Source organism: Pseudomonas sp. GW823-FHT02F05, from assembly GCF_058797315.1.
In genome coordinates this window covers 140,851-164,955 of record NZ_JBXAJM010000016.1, presented here as the reverse complement: position 1 = coordinate 164,955, position 24,105 = coordinate 140,851, and the positions used below count along the sequence as shown (strand labels likewise).

20 protein-coding genes are annotated in these 24,105 nt (G+C 60.1%); 10 read left to right on the top strand and 10 right to left on the bottom strand.

Annotated features, from left to right (window positions below; genetic code table 11):
- Positions 1–12 precede the first annotated feature (12 nt).
- Genes AC1RAC_RS19930 through AC1RAC_RS19920 form a run of 3 tightly spaced genes read right to left on the bottom strand, consistent with a single transcriptional unit; the run spans position 13 to position 4,820 of the window.
- Entirely contained in the window at positions 13–1,902 is a 1,890-nt protein-coding gene (locus AC1RAC_RS19930) for a hypothetical protein (RefSeq protein WP_492616921.1), read from the bottom strand.
- A gap of 16 nt (positions 1,903–1,918) precedes the next feature.
- Positions 1,919–3,565: a hypothetical protein gene (locus tag AC1RAC_RS19925; RefSeq protein ID WP_492616920.1), complete on the bottom strand. Its 1,647-nt coding sequence runs from the start codon at positions 3,563–3,565 to the stop codon at positions 1,919–1,921.
- A 19-nt stretch (positions 3,566–3,584) separates the two neighbouring features.
- Complete coding sequence (locus AC1RAC_RS19920) at positions 3,585–4,820, bottom strand: Druantia anti-phage system protein DruA (RefSeq protein ID WP_492616919.1); 1,236 nt, start codon at positions 4,818–4,820, stop codon at positions 3,585–3,587.
- Positions 4,821–5,162: 342 nt separating this feature from the next.
- Here AC1RAC_RS19920 and AC1RAC_RS19915 point away from each other — a divergent pair, with 342 nt between their 5' ends.
- Entirely contained in the window at positions 5,163–5,369 is a 207-nt protein-coding gene (locus AC1RAC_RS19915) for a hypothetical protein (protein ID WP_492616918.1), read from the top strand.
- Positions 5,370–5,455: 86 nt separating this feature from the next.
- On the opposite strand, the gene hrpB is transcribed toward AC1RAC_RS19915, so the two are convergent.
- Positions 5,456–7,966 carry an ATP-dependent helicase HrpB gene (hrpB, locus tag AC1RAC_RS19910; protein WP_492616917.1) on the bottom strand — a complete coding sequence of 837 codons (2,511 nt, stop codon included), beginning with the start codon at positions 7,964–7,966 and terminating at the stop codon, positions 5,456–5,458.
- A 253-nt stretch (positions 7,967–8,219) separates the two neighbouring features.
- Between hrpB and AC1RAC_RS19905 the strand changes: the two genes are divergently transcribed.
- Together AC1RAC_RS19905 and AC1RAC_RS19900 are read left to right on the top strand one after the other, a co-directional pair.
- Complete coding sequence (locus tag AC1RAC_RS19905) at positions 8,220–8,639, top strand: hypothetical protein (protein WP_003194410.1); 420 nt, start codon at positions 8,220–8,222, stop codon at positions 8,637–8,639.
- Between the two features lie 9 nt (positions 8,640–8,648).
- Positions 8,649–9,542 carry a cation diffusion facilitator family transporter gene (locus AC1RAC_RS19900; RefSeq protein ID WP_492616916.1) on the top strand — a complete coding sequence of 298 codons (894 nt, stop codon included), beginning with the start codon at positions 8,649–8,651 and terminating at the stop codon, positions 9,540–9,542.
- Here AC1RAC_RS19900 and AC1RAC_RS19895 read toward each other — a convergent pair.
- Positions 9,539–10,501 carry a DUF6515 family protein gene (locus AC1RAC_RS19895; protein ID WP_289329046.1) on the bottom strand — a complete coding sequence of 321 codons (963 nt, stop codon included), beginning with the start codon at positions 10,499–10,501 and terminating at the stop codon, positions 9,539–9,541. The two genes, AC1RAC_RS19900 and AC1RAC_RS19895, sit on opposite strands and share 4 nt — an antisense overlap.
- A gap of 427 nt (positions 10,502–10,928) precedes the next feature.
- On the opposite strand from AC1RAC_RS19895, the gene AC1RAC_RS19890 reads away from it, so the two are divergent.
- Together AC1RAC_RS19890 and AC1RAC_RS19885 are read left to right on the top strand one after the other, a co-directional pair.
- Entirely contained in the window at positions 10,929–11,408 is a 480-nt protein-coding gene (locus tag AC1RAC_RS19890; protein WP_003194418.1) for an Lrp/AsnC family transcriptional regulator, read from the top strand.
- A gap of 196 nt (positions 11,409–11,604) precedes the next feature.
- Complete coding sequence (locus AC1RAC_RS19885) at positions 11,605–11,814, top strand: DUF2788 domain-containing protein (RefSeq protein WP_025999909.1); 210 nt, start codon at positions 11,605–11,607, stop codon at positions 11,812–11,814.
- Here AC1RAC_RS19885 and AC1RAC_RS19880 read toward each other — a convergent pair.
- The 4 genes from AC1RAC_RS19880 to AC1RAC_RS19865 all read right to left on the bottom strand — a co-directional run bounded on the left by AC1RAC_RS19880 (position 11,809) and on the right by AC1RAC_RS19865 (position 18,288).
- Positions 11,809–12,441 carry a pseudouridine synthase gene (locus AC1RAC_RS19880; protein WP_313044543.1) on the bottom strand — a complete coding sequence of 211 codons (633 nt, stop codon included), beginning with the start codon at positions 12,439–12,441 and terminating at the stop codon, positions 11,809–11,811. The two genes, AC1RAC_RS19885 and AC1RAC_RS19880, sit on opposite strands and share 6 nt — an antisense overlap.
- A gap of 71 nt (positions 12,442–12,512) precedes the next feature.
- Positions 12,513–13,985, bottom strand: coding sequence for an AMP nucleosidase (gene amn / locus AC1RAC_RS19875; RefSeq protein ID WP_161936998.1), 1,473 nt, complete (start codon positions 13,983–13,985; stop codon positions 12,513–12,515).
- 182 nt (positions 13,986–14,167) lie between these two features.
- Positions 14,168–15,820, bottom strand: coding sequence for an acyl-CoA dehydrogenase family protein (locus tag AC1RAC_RS19870; RefSeq protein ID WP_492616915.1), 1,653 nt, complete (start codon positions 15,818–15,820; stop codon positions 14,168–14,170).
- 68 nt (positions 15,821–15,888) lie between these two features.
- Complete coding sequence (locus AC1RAC_RS19865; protein ID WP_492616914.1) at positions 15,889–18,288, bottom strand: hybrid sensor histidine kinase/response regulator; 2,400 nt, start codon at positions 18,286–18,288, stop codon at positions 15,889–15,891.
- A gap of 275 nt (positions 18,289–18,563) precedes the next feature.
- Between AC1RAC_RS19865 and AC1RAC_RS19860 the strand changes: the two genes are divergently transcribed.
- From AC1RAC_RS19860 to AC1RAC_RS19845, 4 genes are all read left to right on the top strand, one after another.
- A complete protein-coding gene (locus AC1RAC_RS19860) occupies positions 18,564–19,361 on the top strand; it encodes a hydroxymethylpyrimidine/phosphomethylpyrimidine kinase (RefSeq protein WP_096144085.1) in 798 nt (265 codons plus the stop codon).
- A gap of 30 nt (positions 19,362–19,391) precedes the next feature.
- Positions 19,392–20,021 (top strand): thiamine phosphate synthase, encoded by a 630-nt coding sequence (thiE, locus tag AC1RAC_RS19855; RefSeq protein ID WP_034126916.1) that lies wholly within the window; start codon positions 19,392–19,394, stop codon positions 20,019–20,021.
- An 11-nt stretch (positions 20,022–20,032) separates the two neighbouring features.
- Positions 20,033–21,316 (top strand): glutamate-1-semialdehyde 2,1-aminomutase, encoded by a 1,284-nt coding sequence (hemL, locus tag AC1RAC_RS19850; protein WP_060764046.1) that lies wholly within the window; start codon positions 20,033–20,035, stop codon positions 21,314–21,316.
- Positions 21,317–21,542: 226 nt separating this feature from the next.
- Complete coding sequence (locus AC1RAC_RS19845) at positions 21,543–22,097, top strand: tetratricopeptide repeat protein (RefSeq protein ID WP_034126914.1); 555 nt, start codon at positions 21,543–21,545, stop codon at positions 22,095–22,097.
- 127 nt (positions 22,098–22,224) lie between these two features.
- Here the strand turns inward: AC1RAC_RS19845 and AC1RAC_RS19840 are convergent, their stop codons facing one another.
- Entirely contained in the window at positions 22,225–22,551 is a 327-nt protein-coding gene (locus AC1RAC_RS19840) for a DUF1820 family protein (RefSeq protein ID WP_003215457.1), read from the bottom strand.
- Between the two features lie 130 nt (positions 22,552–22,681).
- On the opposite strand from AC1RAC_RS19840, the gene miaB reads away from it, so the two are divergent.
- Entirely contained in the window at positions 22,682–24,010 is a 1,329-nt protein-coding gene (gene miaB, locus AC1RAC_RS19835; protein WP_492616913.1) for a tRNA (N6-isopentenyl adenosine(37)-C2)-methylthiotransferase MiaB, read from the top strand.
- Positions 24,011–24,105: the final 95 nt, after the last annotated feature.

Genomic DNA, 24,105 nt, shown 5'->3' with positions numbered 1-24,105 from the left:
CTGCCACTTCATCTAAATGCCCTCAATAAGCGCAACTTCACTTCGCAGACCTGCGAACACTTGTTCGGCTAATCGAGCTACGTGGTCGGCTGGCCCCGCGGTTGCCTTTGCCCAAGGCAGCGCCCAAAACCTCAGCAGAGAATGTAGATCTTCCTCTGCACTTGCGCCTGGCAATGTTCTCAGTCGTACAAAGGCGCGCTCTACACTTCTTAGCCAAAGATTGCCGGGAGAAAAGCCTGCCTCCCGAAGACCGTCTTTCAACTCCATAACAGGTGCTGGTGGAAACCCCTCGTCAAAGCCTGGGAGTTGGTCCCAAGAATCGCACATGAGATGACCAAACTTCAGCCCTGGCAAACTGGCAACTCCTCCCCGCATACGGAAAGTGTCGGTGTCAAAAACAGGACCTAGTTCGGCAAGAGTGCCACCATCAGAAAATGCAGCAGGCCCTTGTGTCCAAGAGGCGATCAGAGCGAGACGGGGATAGAGCAAGATGGAATACTGACGACGCACGACGACGTCACGAATCGCGGTTCCGTAAATTTCAAATGCTGAACGGTTGGCGCCCTTGATGAGCAAACAACCCGACGAATCTTCAGCGACTTCAAGGCAGTCGGAAGCAATCTCATCTGAAATGAGGCCGACAGGCACTCGCCATTCATGAAACTTTGGGCCACCCACAGCGGCCGCGACAGAATCCGCCACTAAGTCGGCAATCGAGCCCGAAAATTGGATCAACTGTCCGGTGGCGAGCGCTGCCAGAATCTGACGAGCAGTATTGGTTGCGACACCATTTAAAATCCCGCACGCCTGAAGGTTCCAAGCAATTGTTTCACAGGCGGTCTCAATTGAGTTGATTTCAACGAGCGGCTCCTGTGGCTCCGTTTCAAAAATCAGGGCCTGATATTTTTTTGAGAGGCCGTCGCCTGCTTTCGAAAAGTTGACTTCAAGCGCGTCCAAGCGCTCCGCCAACAAATCAATCGCATTAACAGTCTTGGTCCAACCGTCTTCATGCAGACGGATCTGATCAATTTCCTCTTTTAGTTCCGAAATCTCAGCGAAGAATTCATGCCACTTTTCTGCCTTGACCGAAAGTGCCTCTAGGTTTTGTTCTAGAGATTCAGCACGACTGTTGAAGTCAGAGGTTGATTCGGAAGCCTGCTTCCCAGCAGCCTCCAGAGTTTGGACCAGTTTTTCGAGCGTCTCAGCGCTCGCAGCCACTTCGTCGAGCGAGGTCCGCAAACTACTCACATCACTGTCAGCATCACTTACGGCAGAAGCAACCAGTTCCATCCTTTTGGTAAGAGATCCCAAGTCGGACTCAAATTGGTCAATCCGCTTCGCCGTCTCTTCTGCCGCCGGCTCTGCGATTTCAATGTAGTCCTCAATCTTATCCAGGCGTCCGGGTAGCTCATTGATCATGCGATCACGGGCGAGGGTCGATGCCGGGTGGAAATTACCCAACGCAACTAGCGCGTCTGCGTGATCCGCAAATCCGCTGAAGCAGAACAGGCGCTCGACTGCCTCTCTCGGACTATCAGGAAACTGATCCGCCAGACTCCTCAGGAAGGCTAACCCCGAATCTGGAGTAAGAAAGGGGTCATCATTCACGGGAAAATCAACACCCAACTGGTTTTTCGCCCATGCCAACCATAAGGCGGCAAATAGCTTCCAATCGTTATCCCCTTTCGGACCTAACTGTGGGTGAACAAGATGGCCAACCAGACGCTCCTGCTTCTTTTTAAACTCGGGCGGCGTACCTCGCCTAAAACCCGGCATGGCTGGCTGACGCTCGTAAAACGGTTTTCGGAACGCTAGAGGAACTTCATCGATGAAGTTAGCAACCGCTGCCTGCCCGAGCGCTGAGATACGATCCCTCGCCTCCTGGCCATATTGGTAACTCATGGCGAGACACCTACTCCTAAATGTTAAGTTCAAAACCGCAAGCTAGGATTTTCGTCGCTAACGTACGGTGATGCGGGATAAGTTCCGGTTGCGGCCTCACCACAGCGAAAGCACGAACCAGCGAATGATCATCTGCCGGTCTGAGCATCGGCGTGCTTACTTGCAACTGACACATAAAACTGTGAACCCTAGCCCTTAAGCTAGGGCCTAGAGTCAACAACGTCTTTTCAGCAATAGATGAGGATTGTTCGCCGTACAGGCGTAATCGTCCGAATCCGCCGAAGTCCAGGTCGATATGGCACTCTGGGTCAGTCAGATAACTGATGACCGATGCTTGCACCTCAAGTGGAAGAAGGCGCTGATGCTGATTATGGGGAGCTGGGGCTACGCCGGCTGAGAGATTAACTTCGCAGCGTTCAGAGCGATTTTCGGTAATAAGCTGTCCTTCAGTACCAGGAGGCATTGCGAGGTACTCAAGGGACAGTTCTTGAGCTCGGGCGGCCGCAAGTAGAGTCTTGCATCTCTTCTGATGAATCGGGATTACCAAGCATGCCCCATCCTCCCCCTTAAATATCGCCTCAACGGCAGGAATCCTTTGGTTACGTCCTAACGAAGGGGCGTGGGTGAAGATCCTTTGAAGATCTTGATACTCATTCTTCCCAACACGGAAGTGCTCAATTCTCTCCGGTGTCAAAGCAAAGAACGCAGGCGATCGATCGACTCCTGTAGCTGAAAGGCGATCAATTCCACCAAACGCTTGCATGGTCGGCCCCTGGTCTTGCAGCCCCATCGGCATCATGTGAGCTGAAAGCAAAACCACCGATGATTCAGCGTATTCGATGGTGTGGATGCTGGAGTTTCGCGTGAGAAACGGCCAAATGGGGATGATGTAAGGCTCGGGCGGGAGGACAATCAATCCGGTAAAGGATTGAAGCCACTGTGAGCATTCTGTTGAGGGCCTATCAGGGATCGTAACGAGCGCGTGGTGCCAGCCTTGTCTGCCAACAAGCCAGTCGAGAACAAGCTCATTCGGAAAATCGGGTGCCTCAGGCTCCTTCCACAGCAACGCATAGGTCTCTGAGCCTCTGAGCATCTGGGCTCTAGGAAACCCGCGAGCCTCTCCGCGTCCCGAGGCAGTAAAGGCAGCAGCACCAAAAGATGGAAATCCTAGGCACTCCCTCTCCACTCCCTCTTCAAAAAGAGGATCAGGGTTGCCATCAAAGGTTACTATTCGGTAATTTTCCGTCGACAGCTCGGCCATGATCCGAAAGCCGTCCGTCATGCCACGCATGTTGACCGGTTGAAGGCGCCCCCCCACATCCACCGTGACAGTGGCGTCGCACGCACGGCACGACGGCAACACAAGTTCAAAATACCATCCGGTACGGCCTAGCTCTTTGGGAATGATTAGCCGCAGATCCAGTCGCCGCTTCGTCAGCGTAGAGAAAACACCTCTTTGGGTGTTTTGCGTCTGCTGACTCGGTGAAAAATTTTCACATTCAGGCGTTCCCCACCCAGGCAAGTGGGCGAAGTATTTCTTTCGGATAGCCCCAGCACAATGACTCATCATCGCCTTGCAGCATGGGCACGCGTACAGGTCTAGGCCTGTGGCCTGATCTGCAGATTCAACCTTGTTCGTCAGTTTGTTAAACGCGTAGTCCAATGCACATCTCCCTACGTGCCTAGGTACTGGTCCCCGTACGTTTACCCAGCGCTTCGGTTCGCTCTACTTGGGCTCTAAGGACTTCAGCTTGGCTGCCAAACAACTCAATGAGATCGTTGGGTCTCCAATACTTAAAATCCGGAGTGCTGTTTGCTCGCGGTATCACCCAGCGATCCAACGCCATATCGGCAATTTCCCTCACCGATAAAAGCGAACTGATCTCCGGCTTGCCTTTCCCAGTCTGCAAAATTTTAGTCGCGTTGGAGGCAATTTGACATATAAAAACTTCGCGCTGGATTCCGTGGCGCATCAAATCATCTTTAAACCCCAGCGCTAGCAGGGCGGCCCGAGTGGTCCGTAGCCGCCAATTGGGGCCCTGACCATAGGCATGCTGATCTGCATAGGTATGGTCGATATGGCGCAGGTAATCCCGCAATTCCATGAACAGCCAGTCGGGAATGTGAAAATGTCCCCAGCCGCCCGTATAGCCAATCGACTTGAGATACTCAGTCCCGTTTAGCTTGAGCCGGTTATAGACCGAGGATCGCCCCATCGATGATGTCGTGATGATGGAAAGCAAGCGAGCCTTCTTTTGTTTTTGCGAGATAATGCCAGTCGAGGCGCCGTAGGTTTTGGCGAAATCATTGTAGATATCGCGGCTGCGGAGTAGGCAGGCGATCAACTTTCCACCAAGCAAAGCGTTGTAAGGCGGGATTGCGCCGAGTACGTAAGCATCCATGAGATTAACAAGCCTGGCGCCGCGATCTTCCGAGTTCCAGCCTATGAATTTGTCTCTTACGCCAAGGTTGAAAACCGGATCGCCGACTGCAATGATCCCCATTAGCTTCCCATTGCTTTGATCCCAAACGAGATAGCGCAAGCGCCGACCGAAACCGCTGGATACTGGAACGGACCATGACATCGAAGCGAGCCTGAAAAGGTCGCTTTGCCAAGTACCGGACGAAACCCTTTCCAATACTGGAGAGATTTTTTCGGGTTTTACATCCATTCCTGACGCAAAGTATTGCATCAGTTTTCCACCAGCCCTCGTAACGAAGTTCTCGCTGGCGATAAGGCGCTCCTCTCGCTGAGCGCTGTGCAACGTGCGAATCGCATCCTTGCTATTTCCCGGCGCGCGCAAAGCCCCTTCAGCGGTCTTAGTGAAGCCCAAAGAATGCAGGTGCTCGCGAAGCTTTCGCTTCAGGTTGGCTTCCCTGAGATTAACGCCAATAATGATTGCGTTGCCGTTTGGCATCTATTGCTTCCTGCGCAGTATTGATCCAGTTGAGCTTTTTTTAAACCGAGGGGATTGATACACAACACACAGCGAAACAAATGTGAGGAACCAGCCAAACGGATGACGTCAGCATAACGCGTCGCAGCAGCGTCATAGGCCGGCCGGGCCGAACAAATCAGCCGAACAAATCAGGGAGAGCTTTGCACCTGCCTTTTGACAAGCTAAATAGGTGCGCTGTACATACTCGCCGGCAAATGCAGTGGCGGCGATCGTACATACACATTCAGTATTTATAAAGGCCGATTAGACGATATGCCATCACCCCACCGCCATGAAGCGGGGAGAGGGAAGAGAGCGGCCGTGATTGCCATCGTCCCAGTCCAGAACATCCTGGATCAGTCACCGGTGCGCAGGGCCATGCTGCCCTTTCAGAACTACAATATCGCCCAGTCTGAAACAGCCGAACATTCGTTCATCGAGTACACCTGCGGCATCCACGCTCAATCGAGCCAGTCGTTGCTAAACGCGCATAAGCAAAAATTCGATAGCGCGCTTGAAGCGATTTAAGTCCTTCAAGGCAACCTTCTTGCGGTGATTACACCCTTTCAGGTAACCCCCCCAGTCATCAAAAAAGACTGGGGAGTTACTTATACTCAAGGTTTTCCGGGTTTGATTCGCGCCGTCGCTTCGGCCACCAACGGGTCATCCGGCCAATAATGCTTGGGGTATCGCCCCTTGAGATCCTTCTTCACCTCGGCATAGGTACTGCGCCAGAAGTTCGCCAAGTCCTGCGTGACCTGCACCGGCCGCCGCGCCGGAGACAGCAGGTGCAACTTCACAGACAGGCGCCCGCCGGCAATACGCGGGGTGTCTGCCAGCCCGAACAATTCCTGCAAGCGCACCGCCAGGATCGGCGGCTGCTCGCTGTAGTCCAGGCGTACCGATGACCCCGACGGCACTTTCACATGCTGCGGCGCCAGCTCTTCCAGGCGTTGGGGCAAGGGCCAGGGCAGCAGGTTGTGCAGGTAGCTGGAGATATCCAGGTTGGCGAAATGGCTGAGGCGCGAGACCTTGCCCAGATAAGGCATCAGCCAGTGTTCGAGGCTGGCGAGCAGGGCCTTGTCGCTGAGGTCGGGCCACTCGCTGGTGTTGCCGGCATCCAGTTGGCGCAGCAGCATCACACGGGCTTGCCACTGACGCAGTTCCGGGGTCCAGGGCAGCAGTTCCAGGCCTTTGCGGCGCACCAGGTTGACCAGCGCCTGGCTGCGGGCGGATTCGTCGAGGCCGGTCAGGGGTTCGCGGCTGAGCACCAGTTCACCGACTTTGCGTTGGCGCTCGGCACGCAAGACGCCTTCGCGCTCGTCCCAGTCGAGTTGGTCGACGTTGCGCACTTGCTCGGTCAGCACCGTGTCGAACAGTGCCGGATCAAAATCCGCCGCCAGGTAGATGCGTTCTTCGCGCTGGCCCTGGCGGCTGCCCAGGTCGGCGATCACCAGCCAGGGTTGTTTCATCAGGCTGTCGGCTTCGGCAAACAGCGCTGCGCGGCCATTGGCTAGGCGGTATTCAGCGCCACCGGGGCGACGTTGCTGGGCGACGCGGTCCGGGTAGGCCAGTGCCAGCAAGGCGCCGAGCCAGCGCGGGTGGTCGGGATTGTCCACCGGCTGGGCCGCCTTACCGCGCAGGTAGCCACGGTATTGCCGGGCCAGTTGCTTGGCGCGCTGCACGCCACCCTGGGTGCCGCGTGCACGCTCCTCGCCGGATATCAGCGCCAGGCGGCTGTGCAAGTCGGCGCCGCCGCCGCGCAGGATGTCGCGTTCGCCCAGAAGGGCCGCCACGTCACAGGCGGTGGCGGCGAGCCCCAGGTCTTGCCCGCGTAGCAGTAGATGAGCGATACGTGGGTGCGCCGGCAACTCGGCCATCTTCTGGCCATGGGCGGTGAGGTTTTCGTCGTTCAATGCACCGAGGCGTTGCAACAGGTCCTGGGCCTGGGCATACGCGGCTGTGGGTGGCGCATCCAGCCACACCAACTGGCTGGGCGTCACGCCCCAACGGGCCAGTTGCAAGGCCAGCCCCGCCAGGTCGGCGGCGAGGATTTCCGCGCTGCCATAAGCGGCCAGACCGTCGTGCTGGTCTTCGGACCACAATCGGTAACACACCCCCGGCTCCAGGCGCCCTGCCCGGCCGGCGCGTTGGGTGGCGCTGGCGCGGGAGATGCGCTGGGTGTCGAGGCGGGTCATGCCGCTGCCGGGGTCGAAACGCGGCACCCGCGCCAGCCCGGCGTCGATCACCACGCGTACGCCGTTGATGGTCAGGCTGGTCTCGGCGATGTTGGTGGCCAGCACCACTTTGCGCTTGCCGGCCGGCGCCGGGTCGATGGCGGCGCGCTGGGCATTGAGGTCCAGCTCGCCATGTAGGGGGCATAACAGCACGTCAGGGCGATCACCCAGGGCCTCGGCCAGTTGCTGGTTGACCCGGCGAATCTCCGCCTGCCCCGGCAGAAATACCAGCACACTGCCGGGCTCGTCATGCAGGGCTTCGAGGATAGTTTGCACCACGCGCGGCTCGATAAACTCCCCGGCCTGGTACGGCCGGCCCCAGCGCATCTGCACCGGGAACATGCGCCCTTCGCTGCGCAGGATCGGCGCGTCATCCAGCAGGCCGGCCAAGCGCTCGCCTTCGAGGGTGGCGGACATCAGCAGGATCTTCAGCGGCTGCTCGTCGCGAAACAGCTCGCGACCGTTAAGGCTCAGGGCCAGCGCCAGGTCGGCATCGAGGCTGCGCTCGTGGAATTCGTCGAAGATCAACAAGCCCACGCCGTCCAGCGCCGGGTCGTCCTGCAGGCGGCGGGTGAGGATACCTTCGGTGACTACCTCGATGCGCGTGTTAGGGCCGACTTTGCTGTCCAGCCGAATGCGGTAGCCCACGGTCTCACCGACCTTTTCACCCAGTTCACTGGCCAGCCGCTCGGCAGCAGCACGGGCAGCCAGGCGCCGGGGTTCGAGCATCAGGATGGTTTGCCCGGCGAGCCACGGCTCATGCAACAAGGCCAACGGCACGCGGGTGGTTTTACCGGCGCCGGGGGGCGCTTCCAGCACGGCTTCATGGCGATGCGCCAAGGCGTCACGCAGGGCGGGTAAAACATCATCGATCGGCAACGAATTCATACTGGCTCCAAAGCAGAGCGGCGAGTATAACGGCGAACTGCCGGATGCCGATGCGCGTCTCAAAAACAGCCACTCTTGGGACTGGGAATGCAGTCAAAGGTGGGAGCTGGCTTGCCTGCGATAGCGGTATGACAGTTGCCACTGTATTCCCCGAGCCGACGCTATCGCAGGCAAGCCAGCTCCCACATTGGTTCATCGGCGCCTGGCCGATCTGGCTTATAGTCACCCTTAAATATGTTCAGGAGACTTTTTCATGCGTATCGCTTCCCGTGTCATCGGCGGTGTCCTCGCCGTCACCCTGCTGAGCCAACTCACCGCCTGTGGGTCGATTTTCTACCCCGACCGCCGTGGCCAGATCGATGGCAAGATCGACCCGACCATCGCGGTACTCGATGCCCTCGGCCTGTTGTTTTATGTGATCCCCGGCCTGATCGCCTTCGGTGTCGACTTCGCCACGGGCGCCATTTACTTCGAACCGGGCAAGACCGCCCAGGTCGCCCCCGAGAAACTGCACGAAGCCATCGGCGCTGACGGCACGGTCGATAACGCCAAGCTGCAGAGCATCATCCAGAAAGAAACCGGCCGCACCTTGCCGCTGGACGACCCACGCCTGATCCAGTTCAAGGGCAGCGTGCAGCAACTGGCGGCCCTGGGCCTGCAGCCTGCCGCGTAAGGACAGCTCATGACCAGCAGCCCCGAACACGCAAGGCTCTTGCGCCTGGCCACCCGCGCCTCGGTGGGCGTGGCCTGTGTGTTGATTGTGACCAAGGCCATCGCCTGGTGGCTCAGCGGCTCGGTGAGCATGCTCGCCGGGTTGACCGACTCACTGCTCGACGGCGTCACTTCGCTGTTGAATTTGCTGGCAGTGCATTACGCCCTGCGCCCGGCCGATGACGATCACCGTTATGGGCATGGCAAGGCGGAGTCGCTGGCGGGAATGGCGCAGGCCTTGTTTATCGCCGGCAGTGCGGTGCTGATTGCGCTCCAGGCCTATGAACGGCTCAAGCATCCGGAGCCGGTCGGCGCACCGTGGCTGAGTATCGGCGTGATTATCTTGTCGCTGGGGCTGACCGTGGCCCTGCTGATGCTGCAACACCACGTGGTGCGCGAGACCGGCTCCAACGCGGTGCGCGCCGACTCGCTGCACTACCGCTCGGACTTGCTGCTCAATGGCAGCATCCTGATTGCGCTGGTGTTGGCAGGCTTTGGCTTTCATCAGGTCGACGCCTGGTTCGGCCTGGGAATCGCCGCTTACATTCTGTGGAGCGCGATCCAGATCGCCCGGGAAAGCTTTGCGGTGCTGATGGATGAAGAGTTACCGCCAGACGTCAGCCAGCACATGCTGGAACTGGCCCGGGGCGTACCCGGCGTGCTGGGTGCCCACGACTTGCGTACGCGGGTTTCCGGCAACCACTGGTTTGTGCAGTTGCACCTGGAGTTGCCGGGCGAGTTAACGCTGTCGGTGGCCCACGGTATCAGCGACCAGGCCGCCGATGCCATCCACCGGGAATACCCGAAAGCCGAAGTGCTGGTGCACGCCGACCCACGGGAAGTGGTCACCGGCAACAAAACCTAGTACTGCACCTGATATCCACGACTGCCCAGGCAGTTGCCCTGGGCCTGGCGGTAAGTTTGTACCACCGCAGGGTCCGGGGCATAGGTAACGGTGCGCGGGTCGAAGCCACTTTGTTGCACCGCCCAGCGATAACAGTCGTAGCCGTCCTGCTGTACCTGGGCTGGCGATTGGCCGTTGGCCGGGTAAGCCACCACGTCATAGCCGTTGCCTTGAGGCGTCGGCGGAGGTGATGGCACCTGCGTCGGTGGTTGTACCACCACGTATTGCTGGGTGCTTTGCTCGTAAGCGTAATAGGCGCCTGCGGCGAGGAACAACAGCGAGCCGCCTACCCACACTTCACGTGCGTAGTCCGGCAGGTAATGCACGCGAATGCCATAGGGCGGCGTCACCACTACGTAGCGTGGGCCTTGGGGGCGATACCAGTAGCCGCCGGAGAAAAAGTAGTCCTGGCCACGGTAAGGCACGCGGTAATTGCGATCGGGGAAACGGTCGATGACATATCCAGGGCGATGCTGCGGGCCTGGGCCCCAGCCATTGCCATGCCCGTCGGGGCGGCCTGGCCAGCGGTTATCACCGGGGCGATCGTTACTCGGACGCGAACCGGGGCCGCCGGCCTCCCAATGCCGGTTGTCATCGGGGCGTCTGGGAATATCACGGTAATAACCCTGGCGCGGCTCCTGGGTCTGGCGCACGGTATCGGGCCGGCCCTGGATCGGCAGGTTATTGGAGGGTTGCGGTTGCGGTGCTGGTCGCCCCGGCTCATGACCTTGAGGCCGACCTTGCCATTGGCCACCCTCGTGCTGGCCGCCACGATCACCCTGCGGGTTTTGTGGGCGTGGCTGATTGTGCTCAGGCCGTTGCCCCTGGCCCGGTGAGTTATCGCGTTCGTCGGCCATCGCCTGGGAGCCGACGCTGACCACCAGCAAACCAACACCTGCCATACGCCAGATGCGCTTCATGCTTTTCCTCACTGCGGATTGGGGCTTGATCATGAGACTGGAAAAGCCTCGCCCGGTTCTGAGACAGGTTATCAGTCACGAGAACTATTTTCTGAAGGCAAAACGCGCACAAAGAAAAAGGGGTGACCCGTCGGCCACCCCTTGAGAATTTCGTCCGTGCTCAACGCTTTTGACGTTGGCTCACCTCACGCCGTCTTGTGGACAGTGTGCAGCCTGGAGGCCGGCTCAACCCTGCTGGGGCGGCGGCCGCAACGGGCCTGATTGGGCGCGCTGCTGTGGACTGTTGTCCAGGCGGTGATTCTGTTGGTAATCATAGGCGTGCCAGGCGGGCAGAGGATTGCGAAGATTGCGTCAATAAACAGTGCTTGCGCAATTTTTAACCCTTCATGGATAATTAACCGCAATAGTTACGACAAAGGCCAACCCAATGAGCAAGCTTGACCGATACGACCTGAGTATTCTGGCGGAATTGCAGCGCGACGCGAGGATCTCCAACCAGGAGCTGGCCGAACGCATCGGCTTGTCGCCTTCGCCCTGCTCACGCCGGGTCAAGCAATTGGAGGACGACGGCTACATCGCCCGCCAGGTCGCCCTGCTCGACCGCAAGATGCTCGGCCTGAGCCTCACCGCTTATGTATTGATCGGCATGGACCGTCACACGCCGGAACGCTTCGAGAATTTCGAGGCCGCCATCCGCACCCTGCCGCAAGTGCTGGAGTGCAGCCTCGTGACCGGGATGGATGCGGACTACCAGTTGAAGGTGGTAGTGCCGGACATGGATCACTATCAGAAATTGCTGCTGGGGCATCTGACCCGGATCGAAGGGGTGACCAGCGTGCGTTCCAGCTTTGTGCTGAACCAAGTGCTCAACAGCACCGAACTGCCCCTGACCCACCTGCGCACCTGAGAACAACGATGTTCAACGGTGGGAGCTGGCTTGCCTGCGATGGCGGCGGGCCAGTTTGTCTCACGATCACTGACAGACCGCTATCGCAGGCAAGCCAGCTACCACCGTTTGACCGCGTACGACTCAGGTCAATGTTGCGTTTGTGACGCTGCCGTATACTGCTCGCTTGTCTTGTCGGAAGAGTCCCATGAACAACATCGACCCCGCCCTGTTTGAAGAATGGATGATGACCGGCCTGGTCACTATCCTGATCATTTTCATGGGCTTCATCGTCTGGGACCTGGCGAAGAAATCCAAGGCCGGGCGCTTTGGCTCATTCATTTTGTTTTTCGTGCTGGGCCTGGGCGTGGCCGCATTCATCATCAAGAGCGTGGTGATTGGCTTGATCGAGTCCGGCGCTTTATAGGCGCGCCGGTACTGCTTTCCATTGGCCTTGATCCAGGCCGTCGATAGACCAGTCGCCAATGCGCACGCGCACCAGGCGCAGCGTCGGCAGGCCCACTGCTGCGGTCATGCGCCGTACCTGACGGTTGCGCCCTTCACGTATCACCAACTCCAGCCAATGCGTCGGCACGCTTTTGCGAAAGCGTACCGGCGGGTTGCGCGGCCATAACGTCGGTTCATCCAGTTGCCGAGCCTCGGCAGGCAAGGTCATGCCATCGTTCAGCTCGACACCATCGCGCAGACGTTGCAGCTGTTCTTCAGTCGGCTCACCTTCCACTTGCACCCAGTAGGTTTTCGCCAATTTGTGCTTGGGATCGGCGATGCGCGCCTGAAGCTGGCCATCGTTGGTCAACAGCAGCAAGCCTTCGCTGTCACGGTCCAGGCGCCCCGCCGGGTAAATACCGGGAATATCGATAAAATCCTTGAGCGTCGCGCGCCCGCCTTCGTCACTGAACTGGGTCAGCACATCGAACGGCTTGTTGAACAGGATCAGCTTCGGCTCGGCCGGTGGCGCCTTGGCGACACGTCGAACAGGCTGCGAAGGTTTCACGCCTGGGCGGCGCGAATCGGGACGGGTAGGACGGGACATGGCAAAGGAACATCTAACGGTCAGGACCGACAATGCTAGTGGCCTGACCGCCAAATGACCATCCCAACCGCTTAGCGGAACGGCGGTTCGTCGAAGCTGCGCAGTTTGCGCGAGTGCAACGAGTTGAGTTCGGTGCGCAACAGGTCGACCGCCTCGATGCCGATCTTCAAGTGCTGGCTGACCGCACGCTCGTAGAACGCGTTGGCCGAACCTGGCAGCTTGATCTCGCTGTGCAAGGGTTTGTCGGATACGCATAACAAGGTGCCGTAAGGCACGCGCAAACGGTAACCCTGGGCGGCGATGGTGCCGCTTTCCATGTCCACGGCCACGGCGCGGGACAGGTTGATCAGCGGCCGCTCCTGGGCCCAGCGCAGTTCCCAGTTACGGTCGTCGTAGGTCAGCACGGTACCGGTGCGCAGGCGTTTTTTCAGCTCTTCGCCTTTTTCGCCGGTGACTTTCGCCGCCGCTTGCTGAAGCGCCAGTTGCACTTCGGCCAGGGCCGGAATAGGGATGTTCGGCGGTACTACACGGTCCAGAATCCCGTCGCGGCGCATATAGGCGTGGGCCAGTACGTAGTCGCCGATGGTCTGGGATTGGCGCAGGCCGCCGCAGTGGCCGATCATCAGCCAGCAATGCGGGCGTAGTACGGCCAGGTGGTCGGTGATGTTCTTGGCGTTGGACGGGCCCACGCCGATGTTCACCAGGGTCACGCCGTGGCCGTCACTGGCTTGCAGGTGATACGCCGGCATCTGGTAGCGGTGCCAGACCACGCCGGCGGCAATGGCCGAGGCTTCGCCGTGGTCCATGCTCTTGTCGATCACCACGTTGCCGGGCAGCACCATACGGATAAACCGCGGGTCGCTGCGCAGTTGCTCCAGGCCATGCAGGATGAACTGGTCAACGTAGCGGTGGTAGTTGGTCAGCAGGATCCACGGCTGCACATGGCGCCAGTCGCTGCCGGTGTAATGCACCAGGCGGCGCAGGGAAAAATCCACACGGGCGGCATCGAACAGGGCCAGGGGCAGCGGGTCGGTGTTTTCCCAGTCGTACAGGCCATCGGCAATGCCGTCGGTGGCGGCGGACAAGTCGGTACTGGGGAATACACGGGCCAGGGTCGCGGCGGTGACGCCGGAGCCGGCCAGTTCATCGCCCTGCTCCACCACGTACGGATATGGAATGTTCTGCTGGCTGACGCCTACTTCCACCGTGACGGTGAAGTCGTGCATCAGCGGCACCAGTTGCTCCAGCAGGTACTTACGGAACGCGGCCGGGTGGGTCACGGTGACGCTGTAGGTACCCGGCAGTTGCACCTTGGCATACGCCCGAGTGGTTTGGGGGACTTCACCGTGGCAGTGGTAGGTCAAGCGCAGTTCCGGGTAGCGAAACAATGCGCGCTGCTCGGCGTCGGGCTCGACGCGGTCCTTGAGGTATTGCTTGAGCGCCTGGTTGAGCGCGCCAGTGGCACGCTCATGCAGCGCCGCCAGCCGGTCCACGGCTTCTTCGGCGGTTTTAACGACAACAAAAGCTTCGGTCACGGTAAGCATCCTGTGTTCTGACTTGCAGGCCTTTATCTTGCCTGTATCCAGGCCTCACCGAAACACCAGAAGTGGAATGCGTTGATAGGTGGGAGCTGGCTTGCCTGCGATAGCGGTCTATCAGCTACATAATTGCTGGCTGGACCACCGCTATCGCCGGCAAGCCGCTCCCACATTTGGATTGTGTTTATTCAGAGCGATTGCGGGGTTGAGCGGGCGACAATTGCTTCCACGTCGACGCCACGCGGCAAGGTGCCATATACCCGCCCCGACGATTCACCCAGCCGGCTGGCGATAAACCCATCACTCACCGCCGCATTACCCGCCTCCAGCAACAACTTGGCCTGTAACGCCAGGGCGATGTCCTCGGTCAGTTGCCGCGCCCGATACTGGATGTCCTGGGTGTCCATGAATGCCGCCTTCAACTGCTCGATATGCCGCGCCAACTGCTTGTCGCCGTGGCCATCGCCCAGCTCCACAAACAACGCCTCCAGTACCCCCGGCTCTTTGGACAGTGCACGCAATACGTCCAGGCACTGCACATTGCCGGAACCTTCCCACGTCGAATTCACCGGTGCCTCACGGTAAAGGCGCGGCAGGATGCTGTCCTCCACATACCCGGCACCGCCCATGCATTCGGCGGCTTCGTTGATCATCGCGGGCGCGCGCTTGCAGATCCAATACTTGCCCACGGCTGTGACCAGCCGGGCGAACTTGGCTTCATGTTCATCATCAAGATGATCCAGGGCGCGGCCCATGCGCAGGCTCAAGGCCAGGGCCGCTTCGCTTTCCAGGGCCAGGTCGGCCAGCACGTTCTGCATCAGCGGCTGCTCGCTGAGCACGCGGCCACCCACTTGGCGATGGGCGCAGTGATGGCTGGCCTGGGTCAGCGCCTGGCGCATCAAGGCGCTGGAGCCGACCATGCAATCGAAACGTGTCATGGCAACCATTTCGATAATGGTTGGAACGCCGCGGCCTTCTTCACCGACCATCCACGCCAGGGCGCCGCGAAACTCCACTTCGCTGGAGGCGTTGGAGCAGTTGCCGAGTTTGTTCTTCAAGCGCTGGATGTAGAACTCGTTGCGCGTGTCATCCGGGCGGTGCCGGGGCAGCAAAAAACAGGTCAGACCCTTATCGGTCTGGGCCAGGGTCAGGAAGCCATCGCACATTGGTGCCGAGCAGAACCACTTATGCCCCACCAGTTCGTAGGCTTGGCCGGGGCCACCCGCGCCCACGGGATAAGCGCGAGTGGTATTGGCGCGCACGTCGGTGCCGCCCTGCTTCTCGGTCATGGCCATGCCGATAGTAACGCCGGCCTTGTGGGCGATGCCGACATTGCGCGGGTCGTAGTGAGTATTGAGCACTTTAGGCAGCCAGAGGTCCGCCAGCTCCGGTTGCATGCGCAGGGCCGGAACGCAGGCGAAGGTCATGGTCAGCGGGCAGCCGCTGCCGGCTTCGGCCTGGCTATGCAGGTAGGTCATCGCCGCACGCGCCACATGGGCGCCAGGCTGCGGATGGGCCCACGGCAACGACGGCAGGCCATGCTCGACGGCGGTGCGCATCAACTCGTGATAAGCCGGGTGAAACTCCACCAGGTCGATACGATGACCATAACGGTCATGGCTGCTGAACACCGGTTTATTCTGGTTGGCCAGGAACCCGGCTGCCATCAACGGCCCACCGGCCAGCGCACCGTAGGCATCAATGCGCGCTTGGGCCCAACCGGCGCCGAAGCGGCGTGACCATTCCTGCAAAGGCAAGTCGATGCGATACAGGTTAGTGCCGTCCAGGGACGGTGGCTGGTTGGTGACGTCGTGGGTTTCGGCAAACTGATGCAGGTTCATGACGGGCCTCCTGGAAAAAAGGCCGTATGAACAGTGGCCCGGAATTCAGTTAAGCACCGTGCAAGACCTTAAAAAAGTGGCATACGCGCCGAATGTTCGGCGCTTTCACCCTCATCCGCGCACAGCACGCTACGTTCAAGTGCCGCCTGCAAGGCGTCGAAACGCACCGGTTTGGCCAGTCGGTCCGTCATGCCAATACCATGGCAGCGCTCACGCTCCGGCCCATTGGGCGAAGTGCTCAGGGCGATCACCGGCAATTCACCGCAGCCGGGCAATGCGCGAATCTGGCAGCACAACGAAAAGCCACCCTCTGGCACATCCAGCAGCACGGCGTCGAAACTGTGCCCCTGCAATGCAGCGAGCGCCGCCGGGCCGCTGTCCACGGTTTTGACCCGGTAACCGAGCTTGAGCAACATGCCACGCACCGCCAACTGGCCCACGCTGTTGTCGTCCACCAACAGCACCGTGCATTCCTGAGGCGCACGCTGTGCAGGCAAAGCCTGCGCGGCCGGCGTCACCTGCTGCGGCACGGCGCTGACGTCCATTTCCAACTGGAAGCGGCTGCCTTTACGGGGCTCCGAATGATGGGTCAGGCGCCCGCCCAGCAGTTCGATCAACTGCCGGCAAATCGCCAGGCCAATGCCCAGGCCGCCGTATTCACGCGTCATCGAGCCGTCCAACTGAAAGAAACGCTGATACAGCGTGGCCTCATCGAGAAAGGCAAAGCCGATACCGGTGTCGGTGACGATAAAGCTCAAGTGCAAGGCGCCATCCCCTTGCGGCACGCCCACCACACGCAAACGAACCGCGCCGACGTGGGTGAATTTGAACGCATTGTCGAGCAGGCAATCCAGGCACTGACGCAACTTTTGGGCATCGCCGATGAGCCGGTCTGGCAGCTCATCCGCGACGTCAATGGAGAACGCCAGGCCCTTGGCCTGGGCGCTGCCGGTGAACTGCTGGCGCAAGGTATCGAGCTCGCCACGCAGGCTGAACACTTGCGGCTGGGCCACCAGGCGACCGGCCTGCAACTCGGTGAGGGTGAGGATGCCGTTGACCATGCGCATCATGTCCCGCGCCGAGCCGGCGGCGGTTTGCTGGTACTGCGTCAGGTCATCGTCCAAAGGCACGGTTTGCATCAGTTCCAAAGAGCCGATCACACCGTTCATCGGCGTGCGCAATTCGTGGGTCAGGGTGGCGAGAAATTCGTCTTTGAGGCGATTGCTGCGGGCCAGTTGCTGGTTGAGCGCTTCCAGCTTCTGGCTGGCATCGAGGAGAATCTGCGCCTGCTGTTCGCGCATGCCGTTGATGCGGTCGGCCAGGGCCAGGGACAACAGCGCCACTTCAATGGCTGAGCCGAGCTGGCTGGCATACATGGTCAGGAACACGTTAGGCAGATAACCCAGCACCATCAGGGTATTGATCACCCCGCCGAGCAGGAAGGCCGACCAGGCGATGATGAAATAACGCGCCATGCGCTGCCCGCAATACCAGGCCTTGATGGCCGCCACGAAGATGGTCACGGTAAACACCAGCGCCAGCGCAGTGGCCAGGCGCAGGGCCACGGCGTAACTGGTCAACAGCGCCAGTGCCATCACCAACCCGCCACAGGCCGCCAGCGCCAGCAGGATGCGGTTGAGCCAGCGGCTGTGCTGCGCGGTGTGCAGGAAACTGCGCGCGAACAGGCTGCCGAACAAAGCCGCCGAGCCGATCAGGAAGGGAACCGCCGCATTCGCCCACCAGGGGTTGTTCGGCCAGAAGTACTCCACCGCAACGCCATTGACCGACAGCTGATACAAGCCGAACGAAGCGATATAGAAGATGTAATAGAGGTAGCTGGTGTCGCGTACGCTCAGGTAGATAAACAGGTTGTAGATCAGCATGCCCAGCAACACACCGTAGATGGCGCCGAGCACGTACAAACGCAACGGTTGCTCTTCCATATAGGCAGTGCCCGCCCACAACGTCAGCGGTGCCTGGATCGAGCCTTGGCTTTGCAAGCGCAGGTAGACGGTTTGTTGCTGGTCGGGCAAGAAGCTGAGCTTGAACAGGTAGTTGCTCTGGCTCACCTCACGGCTGGAAAACGGCAATGCGCTGCCGGTGCGGGCGGTGAGGCGATAGTGGCCGGTGCCGTCGTTCTGGTAGAGGTCCAGGCGATTGAGCGGCGGGTAGGCCAGTTCCAGAAACCAGGTGCGTGGTGCGCGGGGATCTTTGGCGGTGTAGTGCAGGTTGACCTTCAGCCAGAACACCGAGCGTGAATAGCCGGCATTGAGCGTGTCTTTGTCGTGGGTCTTGAATTGGGCGGCATAGGCGGGGGAACTGACATCGGCGATGGTGAGGGCATTGGTTGGGTCTTCGAGCACTTGCATGACCCGGCCCAACGGGAGGCTGCGCGTGTCCTGGTTGAACTCGACAGCGCCGGCGAGCATCGGTAGCCCGCACAATATAAACATCAGCAAATAGCGCATAGAGCCCCAGCGTAGCCTGGTCCGGTTGTGTCAAAAGCCCCCCATTCCTTTTGAGAAGACGTACACCGGCGATACAGTAAGTTATTGGGATGCACTTTAGCATAGCCAGTAAAAGCCATTAGCCACTGCCGGAACTTTTTTTAGAACAGCTCTAGCGCAATGCTTTCAGACCACTGCGTTGCAGCGTTCGGCCACGCAAAGCGACGCTGCAGCAGCAAACTTCTGCCATCGCCAGGCAGCCACGCAAAAAGCGTTTGGTGGTAAGCTCGCGCACCATGAATATCTACAGTTCTCGCCCCGTTGTCCTCTGTCTCTCCGGCCACGATCCCAGTGGTGGCGCCGGCCTGCAGGCAGATATCGAAGCCCTGCTCGCCCAGGGTTGCCACGCGGCCCCGGCCGTCACCGCGCTGACCGTGCAGAACACCGTCAATGTCAGTGATTTCCGCGTGCTTGACCGTGAGTGGGTACTGGCCCAGGCCAATGCCGTGCTCGGCGACTCTGAAGTCGCGGCGGTCAAGCTGGGCATGCTCGGCTCCACTGCGATGGTCGACACCGTGGTCGAACTGCTGCAGGCGCACCCGCATTTGCCGGTGGTCTGCGACCCGGTGCTGCGCGCCGGCGGCGGCGGTAGCCTGGGCAAGGACGAGGTCGGTTATGCGATGCGCGAGCGGCTGCTGCCCCTGTCATTGATCGCCACCCCCAACCTGCCCGAAGCGCGCATCCTCGCGGAACTGCCCGACGGCAGCGCCGACGACTGCGCCAAGAAGCTGCTGCCGTACATCAAGCACCTGCTCATCACCGGCGGCCATGGCGATGAGCACGAAGTGCACAATCGCCTGTACAGCCGCGACGGCACGCGCCAGACCTTTACCTGCCAGCGCTTGCCCGGCAGTTATCACGGCTCGGGTTGCACCTTGGCCAGTGCGCTGGCCGGGCGCATTGCCCAGGGTGAAGGCCTGGCCAGCGCCGTGCAATCGGCCCTCAACTACACGTGGCGTACCCTGCGTGATGCCGAACAACTCGGCCAGGGCCAGTTCGTGCCGCGCCGATTGCCGCTGGATTTCTGCTCGTAACTTATCGCTCGTCAGCAAGGGGTTTGCCCGATGAAACTACGCGGCCTTTACGCCATTACCGACAGCCAGCTGTTGGCCGGCAAATTCCTCGCCTACGTCGAGGCGGCGCTGGACGGTGGCGTCACCCTGTTGCAGTACCGCGACAAAAGCAGCGACGAGGCACGGCGCCTGCGTGAAGCCGAAAAGCTGTACGAACTGTGCTCACGCTACAAGACCCAATTGATCATCAACGACGATGCCGAACTGGCCGCGCGCCTGGGCGTCGGCGTGCACCTGGGCCAGACCGACGGCCCGCTGACCTCGGCCCGGGCATTGCTCGGCGCCAAGGCGATCATCGGCGCCACCTGTCACAGCCAGATCGAACTGGCCGAACAGGCCGCCAAAGAAGGCGCCAGCTACGTGGCCTTCGGCCGCTTCTTCAATTCCACGACCAAACCCGGCGCACCCGCCGCCACCGTTGACATGCTGGCCCAGGCCCGCAAGCGCCTGCACCTGCCGATCTGTGTGATCGGCGGCGTCACCCTGGAAAACGCCGAACCGCTGGTGGCCCACGGGGCCGACCTGCTCGCCGTGGTCCATGGCCTGTTCGGTGCCGACAGCACCCAGGAAGTCACTCGCCGCGCCCGTGCGTTCAACCATCTTCTTAAATCTTCAGTTTAGAGAGCCCGATCATGTCCCGTTCCGAAACCCTGTTTGCCAACGCCCAGAAACACATCCCCGGCGGTGTGAACTCCCCCGTGCGTGCGTTCAAGAGCGTGGGCGGCACGCCGTTGTTCTTCAAGCATGCCGAAGGCGCCTACGTCACCGATGAAGACGACAAGCGCTATGTCGACTATGTCGGCTCCTGGGGCCCGATGATCCTCGGCCACAGCCATCCGGACGTGCTGGACGCGGTGCGCCAGCAACTGCAGCACGGCTTGTCCTACGGCGCCCCGACCGCGATGGAAACCGAGATGGCCGACCTGGTCTGCTCGATCGTGCCGTCGATGGAAATGGTGCGCATGGTCAGCTCCGGCACCGAAGCCACCATGAGCGCGATCCGACTGGCCCGTGGTTACACCGGCCGCGACAACATCATCAAGTTCGAAGGTTGCTACCACGGCCACTCCGACAGCCTGCTGGTAAAAGCCGGCTCCGGCGCGCTGACCCAAGGCGTACCCAATTCCGCTGGCGTACCTGCGGCGTTCGCCAAGCACACCCTGACCTTGCCGTTCAACGACATCGCGGCCGTCGAGCAGATGCTCAGCGAAGTCGGCCAGGACGTTGCCTGCATCATCGTCGAGCCAGTCGCCGGCAACATGAACTGCGTTCCACCGGCCCCGGGTTTCCTTGAGGGCCTGCGCGAGCAGTGCGACAAGCATGGCGTGGTGCTGATTTTTGACGAAGTGATGACCGGTTTCCGGGTCGCCCTCGGTGGCGCCCAGGCTTACTACGGCGTCACGCCAGACCTGAGCACCTTCGGCAAGATCATCGGCGGCGGCATGCCGGTAGGCTGCTTCGGCGGCAAGCGCGAGATCATGCAACACATCGCCCCGCTCGGCCCGGTCTACCAGGCAGGCACCTTGTCGGGTAACCCGCTGGCAATGGCCGCCGGCCTGACCACCCTGCGCCTGATCAGCCGCCCGGGCTTCCACGCCGAGCTGACCGACTACACCACACGCCTGCTCGACGGCCTGCAACAACGCGCCGACGCCGCCGGCATCCCGTTTGTGACCACCCAGGCCGGTGGCATGTTCGGCCTGTACTTCAGCGGCGCCGACGATATCGTCACCTTCGATGACGTGATGGGCAGCGATGCCGAGCTGTTCAAGCGCTTCTTCCACCTGATGCTCGAAGGCGGCGTATACCTGGCACCGAGCGCCTTTGAAGCCGGCTTCACTTCGATCGCCCATGGCGAAGCCGAACTGAAATTGACCCTGGATGCTGCCGAGCGCGCGTTCGCGGCCCTGAAATAAGTGACGGCAACCTCTGACGTTGCCCCTGGCAGCGTCAGATTTGCTACTTTGCTTACAGAGAATTCCTGGTTTTTTCGAGAATTGCCCTGCAATCCGGCAGATAACTTGCCCAAGCAGCAGAAAAACGAGTAAAGACTTTGTAAGCAGAGGCCTGCTTATTTCATAATGCGCGCTTATTGGACTCCCTCGAGGGTCCGCGCGCCCCGTCAGAGGTAAGTCGATTCCCATGAAACGCACCGGCCGCACCCTGGTTCTGGGCTGCCTGTTGCTCCTTCAACCGCTACTGGCACATGCCCAGGCCGGCGGCAACTCGTTGTTAATCCCAGCGATGGGTCGTTGCACCCTCAATACCCAGCCAGAGAGCCAGGCCGAAGCCCTGAGCGCGTGCCAGAAACAGGCCGAGGAAGGGGATGCGCAAGCGCAATACGAGTTGGGCGAGTACTACCACGACAGCAAGAACCCGGCCGTTGACCTCAACAAAGCGTTGAGCTACTTCGAGAAAGCCTCGTTGCAGGGCCACGCCCAGGCGCAATACCAGTTGGGCAACATGTTCTTCAAAGGCGAAGGCGTGCCGGCCAACAACGTCCAGGCGTACATCGTGCTGAAAATGGCCGCGGTCAACGGCGCCGAAGACGCACTGGACACTGCCGACGAAGTCGCCGAGCACATGCAGCGCGATGAACTGGAAGTGGCCACCCAGGTGCTGGGGCAGATTTTCCGCAACTACCTGCAAGAATTGCAGAGTGCTGATGGGCGTTCGCCGTTCTCACCCCTTCCCTGATTTTTTGTAGACCTTACATCGCTATCGCAGGCAAGCCAGCTCCCACAGTTGACCGCATTCCAGCATTGAAACGCGGTCGAATGTGGGAGCTGGCTTGCCTGCGATACGCACCCCTCGGTCTAAAGCCCTACTTCTCAGGCATCGGCATCGGAAACGGCATCACATTGCTCATGCCCCGAGCCTCACTGATCTTCGGCGTCCCCAGGCGCTCGACTTCATCGATGCGCACAATCGAATGCATCGGCACAAAGCTGCGCACCACACCTTCGAACTGGGCCTTGAGCTTTTCTTCGCCCGGATCGACCACCAACTGGGTGCGCTCGCCAAAGACGAACTCTTCCACCTCTAGGAAGCCCCACAGATCACTTTGATAGATCTGCTTGGCGTACATTTCGAACACCTGGCCCTGGTTGAGGAAAATCACCTTATAGATTGGAGCTTCACGTTTGGTCATGGTGGGCGAACAACACATGGGGATATAAAAGAGGGCGCGAACTATAGCATGGCACCCGATGCACAGCGCTAGGAACCAATGGGCATGCCCCCTATAATGCGCGGTTCTTTACCACCAGTTGACGATTCCCATGGCCAAGAAGCTTTACATCGAAACCCACGGTTGCCAGATGAACGAGTACGACAGCTCGCGCATGGTCGACTTGCTGGGCGAACACCAGGCCCTGGAAGTCACTGCCCGCGCCGAAGATGCCGACGTGATCCTGCTCAATACCTGCTCGATCCGCGAGCGGGCCCAGGACCGTGTGTATTCGCAGCTGGGCCGCTGGCGCGAATTGAAACTGGCCAACCCGGACATGGTGATCGCCGTCGGCGGTTGCGTGGCCAGCCAGGAAGGCGCCGCGATCCGCGACCGCGCGCCCTACGTCGATGTGGTGTTTGGCCCACAAACCCTGCACCGTCTGCCAGAGATGATCGACGCCGCACGCATCACCAAGCTGCCGCAGGTCGACGTGTCGTTCCCCGAAATCGAAAAATTCGACCATCTGCCCGAACCGCGCATCGATGGGCCGAGCGCCTATGTGTCGGTGATGGAAGGCTGCAGCAAGTACTGCACCTTCTGCGTGGTGCCTTACACCCGTGGCGAAGAAGTCAGCCGGCCGTTTGACGATGTGCTGGCGGAAATCATCCACCTGGCTGAAAACGGCGTGCGCGAAGTGACCCTGCTGGGCCAGAACGTCAACGGCTACCGTGGCCAGACCGATGACGGCCGCCTGGCCGACCTGGCGGAATTGATCCGCGTGGTCGCCGCCGTCGATGGCATCGAGCGCATCCGCTACACCACCTCGCACCCGCTGGAGTTTTCCGACAGCCTGATCCAGGCCCACGCCGAAGTACCAGAGCTGGTCAAGCACCTGCACTTGCCGGTGCAATCGGGTTCGGACCGCATTTTGTCGGCGATGAAGCGCAACCACACCGCGCTGGAATACAAATCCAAACTGCGCAAACTGCGCGCTGCCGTGCCGGGCATCTGCATCAGCTCGGACTTTATCGTCGGCTTCCCGGGCGAAACCGAGAAAGACTTCCAGCAGACCATGAAGCTGATCGAAGACGTGGGTTTCGACTTCTCCTACTCGTTCGTCTACAGCCAGCGCCCAGGCACCCCGGCTGCCGACCTGCTGGATGAAACCCCGGAGGCGTTGAAAAAAGAGCGTTTGAACGCGCTGCAACATCGCCTCAATCAGCAGGGCTTCGAAATCAGCCGACAAATGGTCGGTTCGATCCAGCGCATTCTGGTGACCGATTATTCGAAGAAAGACCCGGGTGAATTGCAGGGTCGTACCGAGAACAACCGAATCGTCAACTTCCGCTGTGACAATCCCGCGCTGATCGGCCAGTTTGCCGATGTGCACATTGATGCGGCGCAGCCACACTCGTTGCGTGGCTCGTTGATCAACTGATCTCGCTGACCGGATGAAGATCAAAATGTGGGAGCTGGCTTGCCTGCGATAGCGATGTATCAGTGCCCAATGTGCCAACTGACCCACCGCTATCG

Coding starts and splice junctions, on each gene's coding strand:
- AC1RAC_RS19870 (WP_492616915.1), bottom strand. CDS start 15,820: ATGAACCTGCATCAGTTTGCCGAAACCCACGACGTCACCAACCAGCCA.
- AC1RAC_RS19840 (WP_003215457.1), bottom strand. CDS start 22,551: ATGACCAAACGTGAAGCTCCAATCTATAAGGTGATTTTCCTCAACCAG.
- AC1RAC_RS19930 (WP_492616921.1), bottom strand. CDS start 1,902: ATGAGTTACCAATATGGCCAGGAGGCGAGGGATCGTATCTCAGCGCTC.
- AC1RAC_RS19905 (WP_003194410.1), top strand. CDS start 8,220: ATGCGTATCGCTTCCCGTGTCATCGGCGGTGTCCTCGCCGTCACCCTG.
- AC1RAC_RS19865 (WP_492616914.1), bottom strand. CDS start 18,288: ATGCGCTATTTGCTGATGTTTATATTGTGCGGGCTACCGATGCTCGCC.
- AC1RAC_RS19880 (WP_313044543.1), bottom strand. CDS start 12,441: ATGTCCCGTCCTACCCGTCCCGATTCGCGCCGCCCAGGCGTGAAACCT.
- hrpB (WP_492616917.1), bottom strand. CDS start 7,966: ATGAATTCGTTGCCGATCGATGATGTTTTACCCGCCCTGCGTGACGCC.
- AC1RAC_RS19920 (WP_492616919.1), bottom strand. CDS start 4,820: ATGCCAAACGGCAACGCAATCATTATTGGCGTTAATCTCAGGGAAGCC.
- thiE (WP_034126916.1), top strand. CDS start 19,392: ATGAAACTACGCGGCCTTTACGCCATTACCGACAGCCAGCTGTTGGCC.
- miaB (WP_492616913.1), top strand. CDS start 22,682: ATGGCCAAGAAGCTTTACATCGAAACCCACGGTTGCCAGATGAACGAG.
- AC1RAC_RS19860 (WP_096144085.1), top strand. CDS start 18,564: ATGAATATCTACAGTTCTCGCCCCGTTGTCCTCTGTCTCTCCGGCCAC.
- amn (WP_161936998.1), bottom strand. CDS start 13,985: ATGCTTACCGTGACCGAAGCTTTTGTTGTCGTTAAAACCGCCGAAGAA.
- AC1RAC_RS19895 (WP_289329046.1), bottom strand. CDS start 10,501: ATGAAGCGCATCTGGCGTATGGCAGGTGTTGGTTTGCTGGTGGTCAGC.
- AC1RAC_RS19900 (WP_492616916.1), top strand. CDS start 8,649: ATGACCAGCAGCCCCGAACACGCAAGGCTCTTGCGCCTGGCCACCCGC.
- AC1RAC_RS19890 (WP_003194418.1), top strand. CDS start 10,929: ATGAGCAAGCTTGACCGATACGACCTGAGTATTCTGGCGGAATTGCAG.
- hemL (WP_060764046.1), top strand. CDS start 20,033: ATGTCCCGTTCCGAAACCCTGTTTGCCAACGCCCAGAAACACATCCCC.
- AC1RAC_RS19845 (WP_034126914.1), top strand. CDS start 21,543: ATGAAACGCACCGGCCGCACCCTGGTTCTGGGCTGCCTGTTGCTCCTT.